Below are 18,188 nucleotides of genomic sequence, written 5' to 3'. Positions count from 1 at the left end.
CGTTATTTGCCTCCCGGTCCCGGACATGCATCCGACGGCGTGGTAGCGATCAGTTCGCTCCTTTTCTGACTTTCCGTTTTGTTCAAGGCGCAGTCCCCGATGGATTGCGCCGTCCGTTCAAACCCCTGACTCCGTTTGTCGCGGCATCGCCGCGCGGTGTCGACAGGGGCAAGACGAGTGGAGATATTCATGCTTGGCTGGTTCGAACAGCGACTCAATCCCTATCCGGCGGGTGTTCCGACCCTGCCGCCGAAAGGGCTCTTCCGCTTCTGCTGGTACTATTCAAAGCCGGCGGCGCCCTGGCTTCTCGGGGTGGCGATCTGCACCGCGCTGATCGCCGTCGGCGAGGTGACGCTCTTCCGTTTTCTCGGCGATATCGTCGACTGGCTTTCCAAGGCCGATAGAGAAACCTTCCTGCAATCGGAAGCTCCGCGGCTCATCGGCATGGCGCTCGTCGTCCTCGTCGGGCTGCCGCTCGTCGTGGCAATCGACTCCCTCATCATGCACCAGGTGTTGCTCGGCAACATGCCGATGATCGCGCGCTGGCAGATGCACCGCTTCCTGCTTCGACACTCGATGACCTTCTTTGCCAACGAGTTCGCCGGGCGCGTCGCGACGAAGGTCATGCAGACCTCGCTTGCGGTGCGCGAAGGGGTGATGAAGGTGCTCGACGTCTTCGTCTATGTCGTCACCTATTTCATCTCGATGATCGTGATCGTCGCCACGGCCGATCTGAGGCTCGTCGCGCCGCTCGTCATCTGGGTCGTCGTCTACGTGTCGATCGTCAGCTATTTCGTTCCGCGGCTGCGGAAGGTATCGGCCGATCAGGCGGATGCGCGCTCGATGATGACGGGCCGGATCGTCGACAGCTACACCAACATCGCGACGGTGAAGCTCTTCTCCCATGCTGGCCGCGAGGAGGACTACGCCCGCAACGGCATGGACGAGTTTCTCGTCACCGTGCACCGGCAGATGCGGATGGTGACGCTCTTCCACGTCCTCGTCTACGTCAACAACTGTATCGCGTTGTTTGCGGTCGGTTCGCTCGGCATCGCCTTCTGGCTGGGCGGCTCGATCTCCGTCGGGGCGATTGCGATCGCCATCGGCCTCGCCATGCGCATCAACGGCATGTCGCAATGGATCATGTGGGAGGTCTCGGCGCTCTTCGAGAACATCGGCACCGTCTACGACGGCATGAAGATGATGACCAAGGCGCATGACGTCGTCGATGCACCCGGCGCCAGGCCGCTCACCGTGGCGAAGGGCGAGATCGTCTACGATCACGTCCGTTTCCACTACGGCAAGGCGAAGGGCGTCATCGAGGACTTCTCGCTGGTCGTCAATCCGGGCGAGAAGGTCGGTCTGGTCGGCCGCTCCGGCGCCGGCAAGACGACGCTGATGAACCTGCTTCTGCGCTTCTACGACCTCGAGAAGGGAAAGATCCTGGTCGACGGTCAGGACATCGCGACCGTATCGCAGGACAGCCTGCGCTCGATGGTCGGCGTCGTCAGCCAGGACACCTCACTCCTGCACCGCTCGATCCGCGACAACATCGCCTACGGCCGGCCGCAGGCGAGCGACGCCGAGGTGATCGAGGCGGCGAAGCGGGCGAATGCCTGGGAGTTCATCGAAGGACTCGTCGACTACAAGGGTCGCACCGGCCTCGACGCCCAGGTGGGCGAGCGCGGTGTCAAGCTCTCCGGCGGCCAGCGGCAGCGCATCGCGATCGCCCGGGTGTTCCTCAAGAACGCCCCGATCCTGGTGCTCGACGAGGCAACCTCGGCGCTCGACTCGGAAGTCGAGGCGGCGATCCAGGAAAGCCTGTTCTCGCTGATGGAGGGCAAGACGGTGATCGCGATCGCCCACCGGCTCTCGACGCTGACGCAGATGGACCGGCTGATCGTGCTCGACAAGGGCCGGATCATCGAAACCGGCACCCATCAGGAGCTGGTGGCGCTCGGCGGCATCTACGCCGATCTCTGGAACCGCCAGTCCGGTGGCTTCCTCGCCGACCACGACCTCGACGAGACGGAGCAGGCGGCGGAGTAACTCTGCCGCCGGCAAAGACTACGGGCTCACGCCATCCCGGCTGTCGCCGCATCACCATCCGTGGTGCGGCGGCAGCCGTCCTTTCCGCCGAGCGGGAATCCGCCTATATCCCTTCCATGCTGTTTCGCCCGATCGCCCGCCTCTTCGAGAACTGGATCGACCCCTTTGCGCGTTCGGACGACCTGCGTCCGCCGGAAGGGACCGCCGCGTTCATCTGGTTCTACGTGTGCCAGGCGAAATGGGCCTTCGCCGCCATGGCCGTTCTCGGCGGCGCGGTCGCCATGCTGGAGGCGGCGCTCTTCTGGTTCGTCGGCAGGCTCGTCGACCTCCTCGACACCGTGCCGCGGGAAGGCGGCTGGAACGGACTGATCGCAGCGCACGGCGTGGAGCTCGCGGTGATGGCGCTGACCGTGCTCGTCGTGCGCCTCGTCGTGGTGACGCTCGGCGCGCTGGTCGAAGAACAGGTGATCGTCCTCAACTTCTTCAATCTCGTGCGCTGGCAGGCGCATGTGCACGTGGCGCGGCAGGCGCTTTCCTTTTTCCAGAACGACTTTTCCGGCCGCATCGTCACCAAGGTCTGGTCGGCGGGGCAGGCGACCGGCGATCTCATGACCTCGCTGCTGCAGGTCGCCTGGTTCATGGTCATCTATACGGTTTCGACCATGGCGCTCGTCGCCCAGCTCGACTGGCGGCTGGCGGCGATCATCGCCGGCTGGGTGGTCATCTTCCTCCTGCTCGCCCGCTACTTCGTGCCGCGCATCCGCCGCCACGCCCGGGCGACGGCGGAAGCCGCCTCGATGCTGAATGGCCGGCTCGTCGACAGCTATTCCAACATCCAGACGTTGAAGCTTTTCGGGCGCGAGCGCGAGAACGACCATTATATCCGTGCCGGCTTCGACCGCTTCCAGGCGACACTCACGCCCTTCGCCCGGCTTCTGACCGGCGTGCGGGCGGCGCTTGCGACGCTCTCGGGTGTGATGATCCTGATGATTGCCTTCCTTTCGGTGGATCTCTGGTTCAAGGGCGCTGTCACCGCCGGCGGCGTCGCTTTCACGCTCGGTCTCGTGCTGCGCCTCAACATGCTGCTCGGCCGCATGATGACGCAGATGAACAGCATCATGCGCAATATCGGCACCATCCAGAATTCGGCCGAGCTCGTCTCGAAGCCGCTGGCACTCGTCGACCGTCCCGGTGCCGGGGAGCTCAAGGTGGCGCGACCGGAAATCCGGTTCGAGGACGTATCCTTCCACTACGGCAGGAAGAGCGGCGTCATCGACCACCTGACGCTGACCATCCGGCCCGGCGAGAAAGTCGGCATTGTCGGACGTTCGGGCGCCGGCAAGTCGACCCTCGTCAACCTGCTGCTGCGCTTCTACGACCTCGAAGGCGGGCGTATCCTCATCGACGGACAGGACATCGCGACCGTGACGCAGGAAAGCCTGCGCCGGCAGATCGGCATGGTGACGCAGGATACGGCGCTGCTCCATCGCTCGATCCGCGACAACATCCTGTTCGGCCGCCATGACGCCGATGAAAAACAGCTCGAACGCGCGGCGGAGCGGGCCGAGGCGCTCGATTTCATTCTGAGGCTCGAAGACCAGCGCGGGCGGCGCGGCTTCGATGCGCATGTCGGGGAGCGCGGCGTGAAGCTTTCCGGCGGCCAGCGCCAGCGGATCGCCATCGCCCGCGTGATGCTGAAGGACGCGCCGATCCTCGTTCTGGACGAGGCGACCTCGGCGCTGGACTCGGAAGTCGAGGCGGCGATCCAGTCCAATCTCGACCGGCTGATGCAGGGCAAGACGGTGCTGGCGATCGCCCACCGGCTGTCGACGATCGCGGCCCTCGACCGGCTCGTGGTGATGGACAGTGGCCGGATCGTCGAGGAGGGGACCCACGCCGAACTGGTCGCCTCGGGCGGGCTCTATTCCGAGCTCTGGGCGCGGCAGTCGGGCGGGTTTCTCGGAGCGGGCGACCGCGAGGGTGGCGAGGGGAGGGTGTCCTCCGTCTCGGCGCCGATGCCGCGGCGCTGAGGACGGATACCTCGCCGGGCGTTGGCGCGGCGGTTGAAATACGGTCGCCGAGGCCGGTGAGGTTGACGAATGACAGGCCGGGAGGTGCCTTCTACGCCTTTCGGAGGAGGTCTGGTGTCGCCTGAAAGCCCCTCGTGTGACGCGGACGGAACTCTCCCAAGATTTTCCGCGACAATGTGCCCCCATCCCCCTGCCAAGGCTGGACATCTTTTGTTATCGGGCTTAGAACGCGCCAAATTGGCGGGGAATCTGTGGCGCAACTGTGTCTGCGCACAGGCTTCCTGTCGCGGAGGCAATGCGGTTTATCGCAGACGTTTGCGAAGAGGATGGTTTGACCGTGAGCGAACACGACATCAATAGCGAGACCTTGGGCGAGCCTTCTCGCCGCGACTTTCTTTATCTGACGACCGGTATGGCCGGTGTGGTCGGTGCCGCTGCGGTTGCCTGGCCCTTCATCGACCAGATGCGTCCGGACGCTTCGACGCTCGCGCTCGCTTCGATCGAAGTGGACGTTTCGGCGATCGAGCCGGGCATGTCGCTCACCGTCAAGTGGCGCGGGAAGCCGGTGTTCATCCGCAACCGCACCGACAAGGAAGTCGAAGAGGCCAAGCAGGTCGCGCTCACCGACCTCAAGGATCCGGTCGCCCGCAACGCCAATCTCGCACCTGATGCAGAAGCGAACGATCTCGACCGCTCCGCAGGCGAAGGCAAGGAAAACTGGATCGTGATGATCGGCTCCTGCACCCATCTCGGCTGCGTTCCGCTCGGCCAGTCAGGCGATTTCGGCGGCTGGTTCTGTCCCTGCCACGGCTCGCACTACGACACCGCCGGCCGTATCCGTAAGGGTCCTGCGCCGCAGAACCTTGCCGTTCCTACCTTTGCATTCGTTTCCGATTCTGTGATCAAGATCGGTTGAGGGGATACATAATATGAGTGGTCATTCTAGCTACCAGCCGTCGAGCGGTCTCGGGAAGTGGATCGACGCGCGGCTGCCTCTGCCGCGCATGGTCTATGACAGTTTTGTCGCCTATCCCGTTCCCCGCAACCTGAACTATGCCTATACGTTCGGTGCCATGCTGTCGGTGATGCTCGTTGTGCAGATCCTGACCGGCGTGGTTCTCGCCATGCACTACGGCGCGGAAACGACGATCGCCTTCAATTCGGTCGAGAAGATCATGCGCGACGTCAACCACGGCTGGCTGCTGCGCTACATGCACGCCAACGGCGCGTCGTTCTTCTTCATCGCCGTCTATCTCCACATCGCCCGCGGCCTCTACTACGGCTCCTACAAGGCGCCGCGCGAAATCCTCTGGATCCTCGGCGTCGTGATCTACCTGCTGATGATGGCGACGGGCTTCATGGGCTACGTTCTGCCCTGGGGTCAGATGTCCTTCTGGGGTGCGACCGTCATCACCGGCTTCTTCACCGCCTTCCCGGGGGTCGGCGAATGGATTCAGCAGTTCCTGCTCGGCGGCTTTGCGGTCGACAATCCGACGCTCAACCGCTTCTTCTCGCTGCACTATCTGCTGCCGTTCATGATCGCCGGCGTCGTCGTCCTGCACGTCTGGGCGCTGCACGTCACCGGCCAGACCAACCCGACCGGCGTCGAAGTCAAGTCGAAGACGGACACCGTTCCGTTCACGCCTTATGCGACGCTCAAGGATGCCTTCGGCGTAGCGGTCTTCCTGATCGTCTATGCGTGGTTCATCTTCTACCTGCCGAACTACCTCGGTCACCCCGACAACTACACGATGGCCGATCCGCTGAAGACCCCGGCCCACATCGTTCCGGAATGGTACTACCTGCCGTTCTACGCGATGCTGCGCGCCATCACTTTCAACATCTGGATCATCGACTCCAAGCTCGGTGGCGTTCTGGTGATGTTCGGCTCGATCATCATCCTGTTCTTCCTGCCCTGGCTCGACACGTCCAAGGTCCGCTCGGCCGTCTACCGCCCCTGGTACAAGCTGTTCTTCTGGCTGTTCGTCGCCGACTGCATCCTGCTCGGCTGGCTCGGCTCGCGTCAGCCTTCGGACCTCTACACGCTGATGGCCCAGTTCGGCACGCTCTACTACTTCGGCTTCTTCATCGTGATCATGCCGCTGCTCGGCCTGTTCGAAAAGCCGCGCCGTGTTCCGAACTCGATCACCGAGGCGGTTCTCGAAAAGAGCGGCAAATCCGCCGCAACCCAGGCCTGAGCGCGCGAAAGAGGGATTATAAGATGAAAAAGCTTGTAACGAGCATCGCGCTGATCGCCGCCATGGCGGGCTTCGGCGCCTCTTCCGCGGTCGCGCAGGAAGCAACCGATCTTGCTGCGGCGGCGGAACACGCCGCGGCTGCCGGCCACTACCCGATCTTCAAGCCGAAGAACGTCGAGTGGACCTTTGCCGGTCCGTTCGGCAAGTACGACAAGGGCCAGCTGCAGCGCGGCCTCAAGGTCTACAAGGAAGTCTGCTCGGCCTGTCACTCGATGAGCCTCGTTTCCTTCCGCACGCTCGAGCACCTCGGCTACTCGGAAGAGCAGGTCAAGGCGTTTGCCGGCGAGTATGAGGTTCAGGACGGTCCGAACGCCGACGGTGAGATGTTCACCCGCAAGGCGGTTCCGTCGGACTACTTCCCGTCGCCCTTCCCGAACAAGGAAGCAGCTGCGGCTGCCAATGGCGGCGCCGCTCCGCCGGACATGTCGTTGCTCGCCAAGGCTCGCGGCATCGAGCGCGGTTTCCCGACCTTCATCTTCGATATCTTTACTCAGTATCAGGAAGGCGGTCCGGACTATATCTACTCGCTGCTGACCGGCTACCAGGCGGCGCCGGAAGGCGTCGAAGTGGCTGAGGGAACGAATTTCAACCCCTACTTCGCAGGCGCCTCTGCCTTGAAGATGGCTCCGCCGCTCAGCGACGGCCAGGTCACCTATGACGACGGGTCGCCGGAAACGCTCGACCAGTACGCGAAGGACGTTGCCGCGTTCCTGATGTGGGCTGCCGAGCCGCACCTCGAAGAGCGCAAGCACACCGGCTTCATGGTCATGGTGTTCCTCGCGATCTTCACCGCTCTGGTCTACCTGACGAAGAAGTCGGTCTACGCGAACAAGGAACACTGATCCCCGCGATCGGTGCTTCGAAAAGGCGGTCTTCGGACCGCCTTTTTTGTTGGTCGGGAAAGCCGGACTTGCTACTGTCCAGCGCAATCTTCCCGAAATGTGAATGACACTGGACAGACCATGAGCAACTTTGCGCTTGAGCTCGCATCCTCGATCCGCTCGATCCCCGATTATCCGAAGCCCGGCATCGTCTTTCGCGACATCACCACGCTGCTCGGCAACCCGCGGGCCTTCCGCCGGGCTGTCGACGCCCTCGTCCAGCCCTATGCGGGCATGAAGATCGACAAGATCGCCGGCATGGAGGCGCGCGGCTTCATCCTCGGCGGCGCCGTGGCTCACCAGCTGTCCGCCGGCTTCGTGCCGATCCGCAAGAAGGGCAAGCTTCCCCACGATACGGTCAGGATCGCCTACAGCCTCGAATACGGCGTGGACGAGATGGAGATGCATGTGGATGCCGTCGAGCCGGGTGAGAAGGTGATCCTCGTCGACGACCTGATCGCGACCGGCGGTACCGCCGTCGGGGCGGTTCAGCTGCTGCGTCAGATCGGCGCCGACGTCGTCTCCGCGTGCTTCGTCATCGACCTGCCGGATCTCGGCGGGCGCAAGAAGCTCGAGGAACTTGGCGTCGAGGTGCGGACGCTGGTCGAATTCTCCGGCCACTGAGCCTGGCGAGATCCGGCCTTCAGGCCTCGTCTTCCGGCAGGAATTCGAGAATGTTGCTTTTGAACCGCAGCACCGGCTCGCCGTTCTGGTTGATGCCTTCGGCGAGGCCGGTGTTGAGAACGAGCCCCGGTCGGGAGGCCAGCGGTCGGCTGTCGACGCTGGTGAGCGAATAGCTGACGACATCGCCCACATAGACGGGTTTCAGCCATTGCAGCTCGGCAAACCCGGGGGAGGGACCGAGCCTCGGCGGTACGATGCCTTCGGCGGAAAGGCGCTTCGTCTCGCGTTCCCAGAAGCCGATGAAGCACCGCATCCAGCAGGCGCAGGTGTGCCAGCCGGAGGCGCAGAGTGCTCCGAAGACGTAATTCTTCGCAGCCTCGGCGTCGACATGGAAGGGCTGCGGGTCGAACTTTTCGGCAAAACGGACGATGTCCCCTGCGGAGAAGCTCGCCGACCCGAGCGCGAGGCGCGTACCGGCGGGGTAAAGATCGAGCATCCTCATGCAGAAGCCTTTTCGGGGTTGCGCTGACGCACCATGATGGAATTGCGGGCGGAAAGGACGAGTTCTCCGCGCTGGTTGAAGAGTTCGTGGCCGAAGGTGACGATGCCGAGGCCGGGGCGCGAGCGCATCGGCCGCGCGGCCTCGACCGTCGAATGGCCGCTCAGCGTATCGCCGGCGATGACCGGCTTTCTCCACTGCATGACGTCGATGCCGGGCGCCCCTTCCGAGGCCGTCGCCAGCACGTAGCTGTCGATCATCATGCGCATGAAGAGGCTGCTCGTATGCCAGCCGGACGCCGACAATCCGCCGAGAATGCTCGCGCGTCCCGCCTCTTCGGAAAGATGCATCGGCTGCGGGTCGAACTCCTTCGCGAACTCTATGATCTCCGCGGCCGTCACCGTCCGCGGCCCGAGCTCGAAGCGTCGCCCGGGGGTGAAGTCCTCGTAGTGGAGCCGTTCGGCCTGCATCGGCTGTTCCCTCCGTCCGCCAAGTGTGCACAATGGGTCTTATGCCCCGGAATCGCTGGAGGGTCCATGGCGGGTTGGGTGGATCAGGCAGGCTTTCTTTCCGCACTGGAGCCGGAGGTGCGTGCGCAGCTTGGCACCTTGAAGCCGCATTACGTGCCGGACCGGACGACGCTTTTCCGGCCGGGCGACAGGGCCGAGGTCTTTCTCATCCTTCTGTCCGGGCGTATCGGCGTCTACATGACCGGCCGCAACGGCCGCGAGCTTCTCCTCTATTCCGTCTGCCCCGGCGAGACCTGTGTGCAGACGACGCTCGGCGTTCTCGGCGGTGCGCCGTATACCGGCGAGGCGATCGCCGAAACGGATCTGGTGGCGGTCATGATGCCGCCGCAGATGTTCGATGATCTGCTCGCGACATCCGCCGCCTTCCGCGGCTTTGTTTTCCGCGCCTTCGCCGGTCGCCTTTCGGAACTGATGCTGCTTCTGGAGCAGGTGGCGTTCGTGAAGGTCGAGCGGCGTCTTGCCAAGTCCCTGCTCGAAAGGGCGGGACCGGAAGGCATCGTCGTCGCCACCCACCAGGAACTCGCCGCGATGATCGGCTCGGCCCGCGAGGTGGTGTCGCGGCGGCTGGAGGAGCTTTCAGCGCGCGGCATCGTCAGCAGCGAGCGCGGGCAGATCCGCATCCTCGATCCCGTCCAGCTCCGGCGCATGGCGTCGCCCGACTGACGGGCGCATCCCGCCCAAGTTTCCTGTCCTGTGACTAAGTCACTGACGGGGCACCACGTTTGGTTATGCTTGCGATATTGCGGAATCTCCTGCAACGCGGAAAGGAAAGACAATGTTTGCCAAGAATGTCGGAACGGTCGACAGGGTCATACGCATTGTACTCGGCCTCGTGCTGCTGTCCCTGTTCTTCTACTATCCGGGCGCGTGGTGGCGCTACTATACGCTGATCGGGATCGTGCCGCTGCTGACGGGGCTCTTCGGAACCTGCCTGCTTTATTCGATGCTGGGCATCTCGTCCTGCCCTACGAAGAAGGCGTGAGGCGTTCCCGCCGATCGTAAGAGAAGAAGGCATCGCCACGCTGGTGGCGATGCCTTCGTCGTCGTGTGATGGGAGTTGGTCCGCTCAGGTGTTGAAGCGGAAGTGGATCACGTCGCCGTCGTTGACGACGTATTCCTTGCCTTCGTCGCGAGCCTTGCCGGCTTCCTTGGCGCCGACTTCCCCGCCACAGGTGATGAAGTCGTCATAGCCGATGGTGAAGGCACGGATGAAGCCGCGTTCGAAGTCGCTGTGGATGACGCCGGCGGCCTGCGGCGCCTTGGTGCCGCGGACGATCGTCCAGGCGCGGCATTCCTTCGGACCGACGGTGAAGTAGGTAATCAGGTCGAGCAGGTGATAGCCGGCACGGATCAGCCGGTCGAGACCGGCTTCCTCCAGGCCGAGTGCGGCGAGAAATTCCTTCGATTCCTCTTCCGGAAGCTGGGCGACCTCGGCCTCGATGGCCGCGGAGATGATGACCGTTTCGGCGCCCTGTTCCTTCGCCATCTCAGCGACGGCTTCCGTGTACTTGTTGCCGGTCGAGGCGTCGCTCTCCGCGACGTTGCAGACATAGAGGACCGGATGCGAGGTGAGGAGGTTCAGCTCCTTCAGGATCTGGATCTCGTCGGCGCCGAGCGTCTTCAGGAGCAGACGGGCGGGCTTGCCCTCCTGCAGCAGCTTGATGACCGCTTCCATGACCGGAAGCTGCGCCATGGACTCCTTGTCCTTGCCGGTCGCGCGCTTGCGGGTCTGTTCGACGCGGCGCTCCAGGCTTTCGAGGTCGGCGAGCATCAGCTCGGTCTCGATCGTGTCGGCATCGCCGACCGGATCTATGCGGCCTTCGACGTGGGTGATGTCAGGATCCTCGAAGCAGCGCAGGACGTGCACGATGGCATCGACTTCGCGGATATTGGCGAGGAACTTGTTGCCGAGGCCTTCGCCCTTCGACGCGCCGCGCACTAGGCCGGCGATGTCGACGAAGGAGATGCGCGTCGGGATGATTTCCTTCGAGCCGGCGACCTTCGCGAGCTTCGGCATGCGCGGATCGGGAACGGCGACTTCGCCGGTGTTCGGCTCGATCGTGCAGAAGGGATAGTTGGCGGCTTGCGCCGCCGCCGTCTTGGTCAGCGCGTTGAAGAGGGTGGACTTGCCGACATTCGGCAGTCCGACGATACCGCATTTGAAGCCCATGGCTTGAATACCTGCTCAGCTTGAGAATTCCGTTGCTGCCTTTTGCGAAATGGGCGGGGCAAGGTCAAGGGCTGTCGTCACCGGAGCGCCGATCGGAAGGCCGTTCGGCGGGGTTGAATTGCTGTCTGCAGAGCATGGACGGCCCCGAAGACCTTGAACGGCGTCCGCCGGCGAGGCAAGATCGTCCGGTCAGGCTTTGCCCATCCATCTGTCATCACGGGAGCGTTCCGATGAGTGACAATGATATTGCGGTCAAGGTGAAACCGGGCACCAGGCCCAGGATCGAACGGCCGAGACTCTACAAGGTCATCCTCGTCAACGACGACTACACGCCGCGGGAATTCGTGATCGTCGTGCTCAAGGCGGTTTTCCGCATGAGCGAAGACATGTGCTACCGGGTGATGATCACGGCGCACCGGAAGGGAAGCTGCGTCGTGTGCGTCTATGTCCGCGACATCGCCGAGACCAAGGCCAAGGAAGGCACGGAGCTCGGCAAGCAGGCGGGCTTTCCGCTGATGTTCACGACCGAGCCGGAGGAATAGCGGCGCGGCTCAGCGCGGTGGAATTCGGCGGATTTCCAGCCCGTGCTTCGTCGTGTCGAAGCCGCAGCTTCTGTAGAAGTCGAGTGTGCCCGGTCGTTTGGCGCCCGTCATCAGCCGCACGGTGTAGCACCCGGCGTGAAAAGCGGCGTCGATTGCGGCTTGCAGGGTCCGGCGTCCCAGGCCGGTGCGGCGATGCCGGGCATCGGTGACGACGTTTTCGATGAAGGCGTACGGCATGCCGCCGCGTGTGAGATTGGGCACCACGATCAGCGTGCAGGTGCTGGCGAGCGTACCGTCGACGAAGGCGCCGAACACGGTGAGACCGTCGTGACCGAGGATTTCATCGAAGCGGACTTCCGCGAGATCGGGCGCCAGCGGCAGATCGCTCTCGATCAACTGGTCGTAGAGTGACAGCAGACCTTGTAGATCCGGCTTTCCCAGCGCCCGTATCTCGACCGGGTTCGCCATCGCATCAATCGTCCTTCTTCGAGAACATCCGCTTCAGCATTTCCGCCATCGGTCCGGTTTCGGGCAGCTTCTTCGGCTGGGCATTGTTGCGGGCCTGGTGGATGTGCGACTGGCCGGCCGGTTTCTCCGTTTTCGCTTTCGCCGGCTCCTCCTTGCCGCCGGTCGCAAGTGCGAGCTTGTTCATGAGCTTCGACTCGTCGGGCTGGAGCAGCAGGTCGGCATTGTCGGCGATCGCATCGAGCAGCGGATCGAGCCAGGTCCGGTCGACCTTGGCAAAATCGCCGAGCACATGGCCGTGCACGCGCTCCTTGTCTCCGGGATGACCGATGCCGAGCCGGAGCCGGCGGTAGTCCTTGCCGCAATGGGCGTCGAGCGACTTCAGCCCGTTGTGGCCGCCATGGCCGCCGCCGGTCTTCATCCGCGCCTTGCCGGCGGGAAGGTCGAGCTCGTCGTGGATGGCGACGATGTCGGCAGGCTTAAGCTTGTAGAAGCGCATGGCCTCGCCCACCGCCTCGCCGGAAAGGTTCATGAAGGTTTGCGGTTTTATCAGCAGCACCTTCTCGCCGCCGATCTCGCCTTCGGCGATCTCCGCCTTGAACTTCTTGCTCCAGGGCGAGAAGCGGTGGCGGCGATGGATCGCATCCACCGCCATGAAGCCGATATTGTGCCGGTTCTCCGAATACTTGGCGCCCGGATTGCCGAGGCCGGCGATGATGAGCATGGGACGGTCCGCCTTTGGAATGGGTCTGTGATCCACCACCGCGAAACCGCGCGGATGTCAAGCCCTGCGGGCGTCCGCGTCAGTTGAGGACTTGCATTCCGTACTTGGTGAGGAGCGCCTTCTGCGTGCCGTCGGCAATCAGCTTGTCGAGGCCTGCCTGCATCTTCCGGATGATATCCTCGGGAAAGTTCAGGTTGCAGGCGATGCTGAACTTCTGCTCCGCCAGCACGAAGCGCTTTTCGAGCCGGTGGCCCTCTTCGCGCAGCTGGAGATAGTAGCGTTCCGAGATCGGCATCATGTCGACGCGGCCGCTCAGGAGCTTCTTGAGTGTCAGGTCGAGATCGGTCGCGAGGTCGATCTTCGGAAAACCGTTCCGCTCCAGCAATTGCTGGGTATAGTCGTTGCGCTGGGTTCCGACGACGTATTCCCGCGCCTCGGCGATGGTGATCGCCTTGATGCCGGCACCTTCCCGCGCCACCATGACGTTGCGGTCGATCGCGAGCGGCTCCACCCATTTGAAACGGCTGTTGCGTTCGGCGATGTGCGCAGTCGTGAAGACGCAGTGGAGCGGCTCGCTCTCGGCAAGCGCGATCGCACGGGCCCATGGCATCATCTCGATCGTGTAGTCGACGCCGGTGTCCTTCATCAGCGCCACCACCTGCTCGTAGCCGAGGCCGCGGTACTCGCCGTTTTCGCGGAAATTGTAGGGCGGATAGTTCTCCGTCGTGAAATGGACGGTTTCGGCCTCGGCGGCTGGCGCCGTGCCGAGCAGCAGCAGTAATGCAAGCCTCTTCATGTCATGCCATCCTTGCTCGGTTGTCGCCGCGGTCAGGCGACGGAGGTTGTCTTTCGGGCAGTGTCGTAGGCTGCGATCAATTGCTCCACGGGTTGCGGCCGCGCGAAGAAATAGCCTTGTCCACAGTCGACACCAAACCCCTGAAGGAGGTCGCGCTGCTCCTTCGTCTCGACGCCTTCCGCAGTCACCGAGCATTCCATCTTGTGGGAGATGGCGGTGATGCCTTCGACGAGCATGCGGCTCTTGTGGCGCAATTCCGCCTCGTCGGCGGCGAGGGAACGGATGAAGGACTGGTCGATCTTCACGATATCGACGGGGAAGCGGCTGAGATAGCTGAGAGAAGAATAACCGGTGCCGAAATCATCGAGTGCGATGCGGCAGCCGATGCGGCTGAATTCGTCGAGTACCATGCGGATCTGCGGGTTGTCGTGGAGCAGCGTCGCCTCGGTGATCTCGACGACGATGCGCCGCGGATCGATGTGGTGGCGGGCAGTCAACGTCGTCAGCAGCATCGGCAGCGTCTGCTCGAGCTGGAGCGGAGAGAAATTGACCGCGAGATAGGTCTTGTCGTCGCCGGACGCCCGGGTGAGCGCGACGAGGTTGGCGAGCGCCTTTTCGAATACGCGATTGCCGATGCGACCGATCGCGCCGGTTTCCTCGGCGATCCTGATGATGTCGGAGGGTGGCAGCAGTCCCTTTCGCGGGTGAGCGAGGCGCATCAGCGACTCGTATCCGATCACCCGGTTATTGCCGAGGTCGACGATCGGCTGGAAATAGGCCTCGAACCAGTCGTTGGTAAGCGCCTCCTCGATGTCCTGCTCGATCTCCGCCCGCTGGCGGGTGTTGTCCTGGATCAGCGGGTCGTAGAGCAGCGCGCCGTTCTTGCCGCCACGCTTCTTGGTGTACATCGCCATGTCCGACTTCTGCAGCAGTTCCGCCGCATTGTGCGCGTGGCGGGGATAGAGCGCGACACCGATGCTGGCGCTCAGCCGCACCGTCGATCCGTTGATGAGGAGGGGCTCCTCCAGCATCCCGCAGAGACGATGGGCGAGGGCGAGCGCATCCGCTTCGGCATTGTCTGAGCGAAGCAGGACCGCGAACTCGTCGCCGCCGATACGCGCGGCGGTGGCTGCCGGCGGCAGCTGCTGTTCCATGAGTTCGACGAGCCGGCGCAGCACCGTATCACCGGCCTGGTGGCCGAGATTGTCGTTGATCCACTTGAAGCGGTCGAGATCGACGAAGATGCAGGCGAGCTCGCCCTGGCGGGCGTCGGTCTCGCGGATTTCCTCATCGAGGACACTCTCGAAGCCTTGCCGGTTCAAGAGGCCGGTCAGATGGTCGGTCACCGCCTGGCGACGGATCCTGGCTTCCGACTGCTTGAGCTCGGTCACGTCGGTCATGACGCTGAGGGAAAGGCCTGTCTCGCAGTCACCGGCGGCCTTGCCGCTTTCGACGATCAGCACGTCCATGACACGGCCGTCCTTGCAGACGAACCTGGTGGTGCATTCGACGACCTTGCGGTCGCTCGGACCGTGGCGGTGGACCAGATACGCACCGCGCACGGGGCTGTCGACGAGATCCGCGAAGTGCTTGCCGACGACGTCCTCGCGCGCGTAGCCCGTCGCCAGCAGCCAATAGTCGCTGACGTCGGTGATACGGTCGTTCTCATCGATCGAGAACAGCATGGCGGGTGTCAGATTGTAGATGTCCGTTGCTCGCCGGTGCGCGATCTTGAGCTCGCGTTCCTCCTGCTCCAGCTGCGTCTGCATGGCGTTGAAGCTCTTTGCGAGCCGGCCCATTTCGTCGTTTGAGTTCCAGTCGACGTGATGGCGCGATCCGAGCCTTCGGGTCGCCTCAATGGCGGCCGTCAGCTTCAGCAGCGGTTTGACGATCATGATGCGGTTGCCGAGGATGGCGGCGCCGACCATGGCGAGGATCGCGACGATGAAGATGCCGATAAAGACACCTTCCGCCTCCCGGAGAGCCGAGAAGATGCCGAGCCGGTGGTAATAGACGGTGATGGTGCCGACGGTCTTCGGGCCGTCCAGCGTCTTGTAGATGATCGGACGATAACGAGACTGGACGCCGCCTTTGGGCCAGGCCGGCATCGGCGGCATGGAGACGTTGATGCCGCCGGACACGTCGCGGACCCGGACCTTGGTGATCGCGTCGTCGGAGGTAAGTGCGGCGGTGATCCGCTCAGCGCTCTCGAGGTCGAAGTCCCAGAGCGGCTTTGCCAGCGCCAGTGCATTGGCGGCGAGGAGGATCTCGACGTGGTCGTCAAGCTCCTTCGCGGAGCGCTCCGACGACAGGGCGAGGAAGAGCCCGAGGAGAGGGATGACGAGGATGCCGACGGCGATTGCGATGATCGCGAGAAAACGGCTTTCGACCGACCGTGTCATGGCTTGTCACCGCCAGGATATGGTTGATCCGATATCGCTTCCCTCACGGTGTCATTTCCCCCCTTACGCAACTTTTGCGGCAGGTAAGGCTGACACGAAATCATTAAATGTCGCTAAAGCCCTCATGCAACGGGCTTTCATGCGGCAGCGGGCCGGTTTTCGAGCCCGGAAACGAAAAATCCCGCCTCCTTTCGGAGACGGGATCGGAAAAGTCAGGAGTGCCGATTGCGCGATTACGCTTCGGCAGCTTCCCCGCCTTCGGAAACACCGCCAGCCGGGGCGACGATGGTTGCGATCGTGAAGTCACGGTCGGCGATGACCGGGGTCACGCCGGCCGGCAGCTTCACATGCGAGATGTGCAGGCTGTCGCCGATCTTGTGGCCGGCGAGGTCGACGGTGATGAATTCCGGGATCGCATCGGCCGGGCAGTGCAGCTCGACTTCGTGGCGAACGACGTTCAGAACGCCGCCGATCTTGATTGCCGACTTCTCTTCGTTGATGAAGTGAACCGGAACCTGGACCGAAACCTGGCTGTCGGCCGAGACGCGCAGGAAGTCGACGTGCATCGTGAAATCGCGAACCGGGTCGAGCTGGTAGTCCTTCGGCAGGACCTTGATCTTCTCGCCGTTCAGGTCGATCGTCGCAACGGTGGTCATGAAACCGCCGGCGTGGATGCGCTTGGTGACTTCGTTGGTGTCGAGCGCGATGGAAATGGGGGCCTGCTTGTCACCATAGATGACAGCGGGAATGGAACCGTTGCGGCGAAGTTCACGGGAGGACCCCTTACCAACCCGTTCGCGTGCTACGGCCTTGAGCTCGTAAGAAGCGTGGCTCATGGCTTTATCCTTTCAAGGTTATTTGGAGAGTTCCGGGGCAGGGCGATGTTGACCTGCCATGCGAAACCGAGGTGTCTTGCGACGGCCTCATCCGCGTTGCCTCCAAGGGTGTCTACGCGGACGGGGGCGCTATAGACCAGAAGGCCGCGAAAGGCAAGCGCAGGCCGGCAATTGCAGGGCTTTTCGCGTGAACGGCGGCACAAACACCACCCGTTCGCATTGCGGTGCGGCAAGGAACGGCATGAAACCGTCCGCGAGTGTCTCAAAACTGCGACAGGTGCGAGGGTGATATTCGTATCGGCCTTGTATCAGCGGATGATGATTGAAAGATAGTCCATGCGCAGGCATGATGTCATATGCTTTGGGAGGAGCAGATGCCTCGGCAGCCCAACCACTCGGACCTGGTCTATCAGACAGCGACGCAGAGTTCTGCCGCCGCCAGTTCGCCGATTGCGGCCTCGTGGCGCCGCTGCCTCGACCTTCATCAGCTCCAGCCGGAAGAGCGCCGCAAGCCTGTTCGTGTCGACGAGGCGGTCTTCCGCTCCGCGCGGGAGAGGGCAGGCCATCTGGTTTTCGCCTGCAGCGAGGAGGTCGATCGGCTCTATCAGACCGTCGGCCGGTCGGGTTGCTGCATCCTTCTTTCCGATCGCGACGGCGTGGTGCTCGATCGCCGCGGTGCGCCGTCCGACGATGCGGACTTCCGTGACCTCGGGCTTTGGCCGCAGACCGTCTGGAGCGAGGCGAGCGTCGGGACCAACGGCATCGGCACGGCCCTCGCCGACCAGCGGGCGGTCATGATCCATCGGGACCAGCATTTCCTGAGCGCGAACACGGAGCTCAGCTGCGTGACGGCACCGATCCGCGATCATCTCGGACGTGTGGCCGCGGCGCTCGACATCTCGACCTGCCGCAACGACGTCACCGACATGACGCTTGCGATCCTCTCGCAGGCTGTGCGCGATACCGCCGTCCGCGTCGAGGCGACGCTCTTCAGGCTCGCCTTTCCGGGCGCCCGTATCGTTATGGTCCCGACGGCGAGCGCCGGCTCGGTCGCGCTTCTCGCCGTTGATGGTGACGACCTCGTGCTCGGAGCCACCAGGGCGGCGCGTCTGGCGCTGAGGCTCGACGACCAGCGGATCGCTCAAGGATTGCCGGCTTCGGATGCACTCTGCGAGAGCAGGGGAGACGGCGTCGCCGACCTCGACGAGGCGGAACGTGCGGCGCTGCGCCGGGCATTGTCGCGTACCAATGGCAACGTCTCGCAGGCCGCACAGGTGCTCGGCATCAGCCGTGCGACCCTGCACCGGAAGATGAAGCGCCTCGCCCTCCAGTGACGTCGCCGCAAGTGTCGCAGAACTGAAACAGTGTGCGCTGCGGTATCC

General features: G+C 63.3%; 18 protein-coding genes. 10 read left to right on the top strand and 8 right to left on the bottom strand.

Annotation, left to right across the window (positions count from 1 at the left end; genetic code table 11):
- Positions 1–189: 189 nt before the first annotated feature.
- The 6 genes from NHF53_RS12505 (at position 190) to NHF53_RS12480 (ending at position 7,842) form a co-directional block, all read left to right on the top strand.
- Positions 190–2,049, top strand: coding sequence for an ABC transporter ATP-binding protein (locus NHF53_RS12505; RefSeq protein ID WP_252834447.1), 1,860 nt, complete (start codon positions 190–192; stop codon positions 2,047–2,049).
- A gap of 116 nt (positions 2,050–2,165) precedes the next feature.
- Positions 2,166–4,079, top strand: a complete 1,914-nt coding sequence (locus NHF53_RS12500) for an ABC transporter ATP-binding protein (RefSeq protein WP_252834446.1) — start codon at positions 2,166–2,168, stop codon at positions 4,077–4,079.
- Positions 4,080–4,416: 337 nt separating this feature from the next.
- On the top strand, positions 4,417–4,995 hold the full coding sequence (gene petA / locus NHF53_RS12495) for a ubiquinol-cytochrome c reductase iron-sulfur subunit (RefSeq protein ID WP_252834445.1): 579 nt from the start codon (positions 4,417–4,419) through the stop codon (positions 4,993–4,995).
- Positions 4,996–5,008: 13 nt separating this feature from the next.
- Positions 5,009–6,277, top strand: coding sequence for a cytochrome b N-terminal domain-containing protein (locus NHF53_RS12490; RefSeq protein WP_252834444.1), 1,269 nt, complete (start codon positions 5,009–5,011; stop codon positions 6,275–6,277).
- A gap of 23 nt (positions 6,278–6,300) precedes the next feature.
- On the top strand, positions 6,301–7,179 hold the full coding sequence (locus NHF53_RS12485) for a cytochrome c1 (protein ID WP_252834443.1): 879 nt from the start codon (positions 6,301–6,303) through the stop codon (positions 7,177–7,179).
- 120 nt (positions 7,180–7,299) lie between these two features.
- A complete protein-coding gene (locus tag NHF53_RS12480) occupies positions 7,300–7,842 on the top strand; it encodes an adenine phosphoribosyltransferase (RefSeq protein ID WP_112690822.1) in 543 nt (180 codons plus the stop codon).
- Positions 7,843–7,861: 19 nt separating this feature from the next.
- Here NHF53_RS12480 and NHF53_RS12475 read toward each other — a convergent pair whose 3' ends face one another.
- Both NHF53_RS12475 and NHF53_RS12470 read right to left on the bottom strand, forming a co-directional pair.
- Positions 7,862–8,344, bottom strand: a complete 483-nt coding sequence (locus tag NHF53_RS12475; RefSeq protein WP_252834442.1) for a MaoC family dehydratase — start codon at positions 8,342–8,344, stop codon at positions 7,862–7,864.
- A complete protein-coding gene (locus tag NHF53_RS12470; RefSeq protein ID WP_252834441.1) occupies positions 8,341–8,811 on the bottom strand; it encodes a MaoC family dehydratase in 471 nt (156 codons plus the stop codon). The genes NHF53_RS12475 and NHF53_RS12470 overlap by 4 nt, the downstream gene beginning before the upstream one ends.
- A gap of 66 nt (positions 8,812–8,877) precedes the next feature.
- Here NHF53_RS12470 and NHF53_RS12465 point away from each other — a divergent pair, with 66 nt between their 5' ends.
- Together NHF53_RS12465 and NHF53_RS12460 are read left to right on the top strand one after the other, a co-directional pair.
- Positions 8,878–9,534, top strand: coding sequence for a Crp/Fnr family transcriptional regulator (locus NHF53_RS12465; protein WP_252834440.1), 657 nt, complete (start codon positions 8,878–8,880; stop codon positions 9,532–9,534).
- Between the two features lie 112 nt (positions 9,535–9,646).
- Positions 9,647–9,853, top strand: coding sequence for a DUF2892 domain-containing protein (locus tag NHF53_RS12460; RefSeq protein WP_252834439.1), 207 nt, complete (start codon positions 9,647–9,649; stop codon positions 9,851–9,853).
- 84 nt (positions 9,854–9,937) lie between these two features.
- On the opposite strand, the gene ychF is transcribed toward NHF53_RS12460, so the two are convergent.
- Entirely contained in the window at positions 9,938–11,041 is a 1,104-nt protein-coding gene (gene ychF / locus NHF53_RS12455) for a redox-regulated ATPase YchF (RefSeq protein ID WP_252834438.1), read from the bottom strand.
- 230 nt (positions 11,042–11,271) lie between these two features.
- Here ychF and clpS point away from each other — a divergent pair, with 230 nt between their 5' ends.
- Positions 11,272–11,583: an ATP-dependent Clp protease adapter ClpS gene (gene clpS, locus NHF53_RS12450; protein ID WP_252834437.1), complete on the top strand. Its 312-nt coding sequence runs from the start codon at positions 11,272–11,274 to the stop codon at positions 11,581–11,583.
- A gap of 9 nt (positions 11,584–11,592) precedes the next feature.
- Here clpS and NHF53_RS12445 read toward each other — a convergent pair whose 3' ends face one another.
- The 5 genes from NHF53_RS12445 to NHF53_RS12425 form a co-directional block, all read right to left on the bottom strand.
- A complete protein-coding gene (locus NHF53_RS12445) occupies positions 11,593–12,051 on the bottom strand; it encodes a GNAT family N-acetyltransferase (protein ID WP_252834436.1) in 459 nt (152 codons plus the stop codon).
- 4 nt (positions 12,052–12,055) lie between these two features.
- Positions 12,056–12,772, bottom strand: a complete 717-nt coding sequence (pth, locus tag NHF53_RS12440; protein WP_252834435.1) for an aminoacyl-tRNA hydrolase — start codon at positions 12,770–12,772, stop codon at positions 12,056–12,058.
- Between the two features lie 79 nt (positions 12,773–12,851).
- Entirely contained in the window at positions 12,852–13,568 is a 717-nt protein-coding gene (locus NHF53_RS12435) for an ABC transporter substrate-binding protein (RefSeq protein ID WP_114361335.1), read from the bottom strand.
- A 32-nt stretch (positions 13,569–13,600) separates the two neighbouring features.
- Positions 13,601–15,970 (bottom strand): EAL domain-containing protein, encoded by a 2,370-nt coding sequence (locus NHF53_RS12430; protein WP_252834434.1) that lies wholly within the window; start codon positions 15,968–15,970, stop codon positions 13,601–13,603.
- 233 nt (positions 15,971–16,203) lie between these two features.
- Entirely contained in the window at positions 16,204–16,806 is a 603-nt protein-coding gene (locus tag NHF53_RS12425) for a 50S ribosomal protein L25/general stress protein Ctc (RefSeq protein WP_114361337.1), read from the bottom strand.
- A gap of 374 nt (positions 16,807–17,180) precedes the next feature.
- On the opposite strand from NHF53_RS12425, the gene NHF53_RS12420 reads away from it, so the two are divergent.
- On the top strand, positions 17,181–18,140 hold the full coding sequence (locus NHF53_RS12420) for a helix-turn-helix domain-containing protein (RefSeq protein WP_252834433.1): 960 nt from the start codon (positions 17,181–17,183) through the stop codon (positions 18,138–18,140).
- The last annotated feature ends 48 nt before the right edge of the window (positions 18,141–18,188 follow it).

Source organism: Ciceribacter sp. RN22 (assembly GCF_024054295.1).
Lineage (GTDB): Bacteria > Pseudomonadota > Alphaproteobacteria > Rhizobiales > Rhizobiaceae > Allorhizobium > Allorhizobium lividum.
The sequence above is the reverse complement of the archived record's forward strand: the minus strand, read 5'-3'. Positions and strand labels throughout refer to the sequence as shown.

Coding starts and splice junctions, on each gene's coding strand:
- ychF (WP_252834438.1), bottom strand. CDS start 11,041: ATGGGCTTCAAATGCGGTATCGTCGGACTGCCGAATGTCGGCAAGTCC.
- NHF53_RS12490 (WP_252834444.1), top strand. CDS start 5,009: ATGAGTGGTCATTCTAGCTACCAGCCGTCGAGCGGTCTCGGGAAGTGG.
- NHF53_RS12435 (WP_114361335.1), bottom strand. CDS start 13,568: ATGAAGAGGCTTGCATTACTGCTGCTGCTCGGCACGGCGCCAGCCGCC.
- NHF53_RS12470 (WP_252834441.1), bottom strand. CDS start 8,811: ATGCAGGCCGAACGGCTCCACTACGAGGACTTCACCCCCGGGCGACGC.
- NHF53_RS12445 (WP_252834436.1), bottom strand. CDS start 12,051: ATGGCGAACCCGGTCGAGATACGGGCGCTGGGAAAGCCGGATCTACAA.
- NHF53_RS12475 (WP_252834442.1), bottom strand. CDS start 8,344: ATGAGGATGCTCGATCTTTACCCCGCCGGTACGCGCCTCGCGCTCGGG.
- pth (WP_252834435.1), bottom strand. CDS start 12,772: ATGCTCATCATCGCCGGCCTCGGCAATCCGGGCGCCAAGTATTCGGAG.
- clpS (WP_252834437.1), top strand. CDS start 11,272: ATGAGTGACAATGATATTGCGGTCAAGGTGAAACCGGGCACCAGGCCC.
- NHF53_RS12505 (WP_252834447.1), top strand. CDS start 190: ATGCTTGGCTGGTTCGAACAGCGACTCAATCCCTATCCGGCGGGTGTT.
- NHF53_RS12430 (WP_252834434.1), bottom strand. CDS start 15,970: ATGACACGGTCGGTCGAAAGCCGTTTTCTCGCGATCATCGCAATCGCC.
- NHF53_RS12425 (WP_114361337.1), bottom strand. CDS start 16,806: ATGAGCCACGCTTCTTACGAGCTCAAGGCCGTAGCACGCGAACGGGTT.
- NHF53_RS12485 (WP_252834443.1), top strand. CDS start 6,301: ATGAAAAAGCTTGTAACGAGCATCGCGCTGATCGCCGCCATGGCGGGC.
- NHF53_RS12500 (WP_252834446.1), top strand. CDS start 2,166: ATGCTGTTTCGCCCGATCGCCCGCCTCTTCGAGAACTGGATCGACCCC.
- NHF53_RS12420 (WP_252834433.1), top strand. CDS start 17,181: ATGCCTCGGCAGCCCAACCACTCGGACCTGGTCTATCAGACAGCGACG.
- NHF53_RS12460 (WP_252834439.1), top strand. CDS start 9,647: ATGTTTGCCAAGAATGTCGGAACGGTCGACAGGGTCATACGCATTGTA.
- NHF53_RS12465 (WP_252834440.1), top strand. CDS start 8,878: ATGGCGGGTTGGGTGGATCAGGCAGGCTTTCTTTCCGCACTGGAGCCG.
- NHF53_RS12480 (WP_112690822.1), top strand. CDS start 7,300: ATGAGCAACTTTGCGCTTGAGCTCGCATCCTCGATCCGCTCGATCCCC.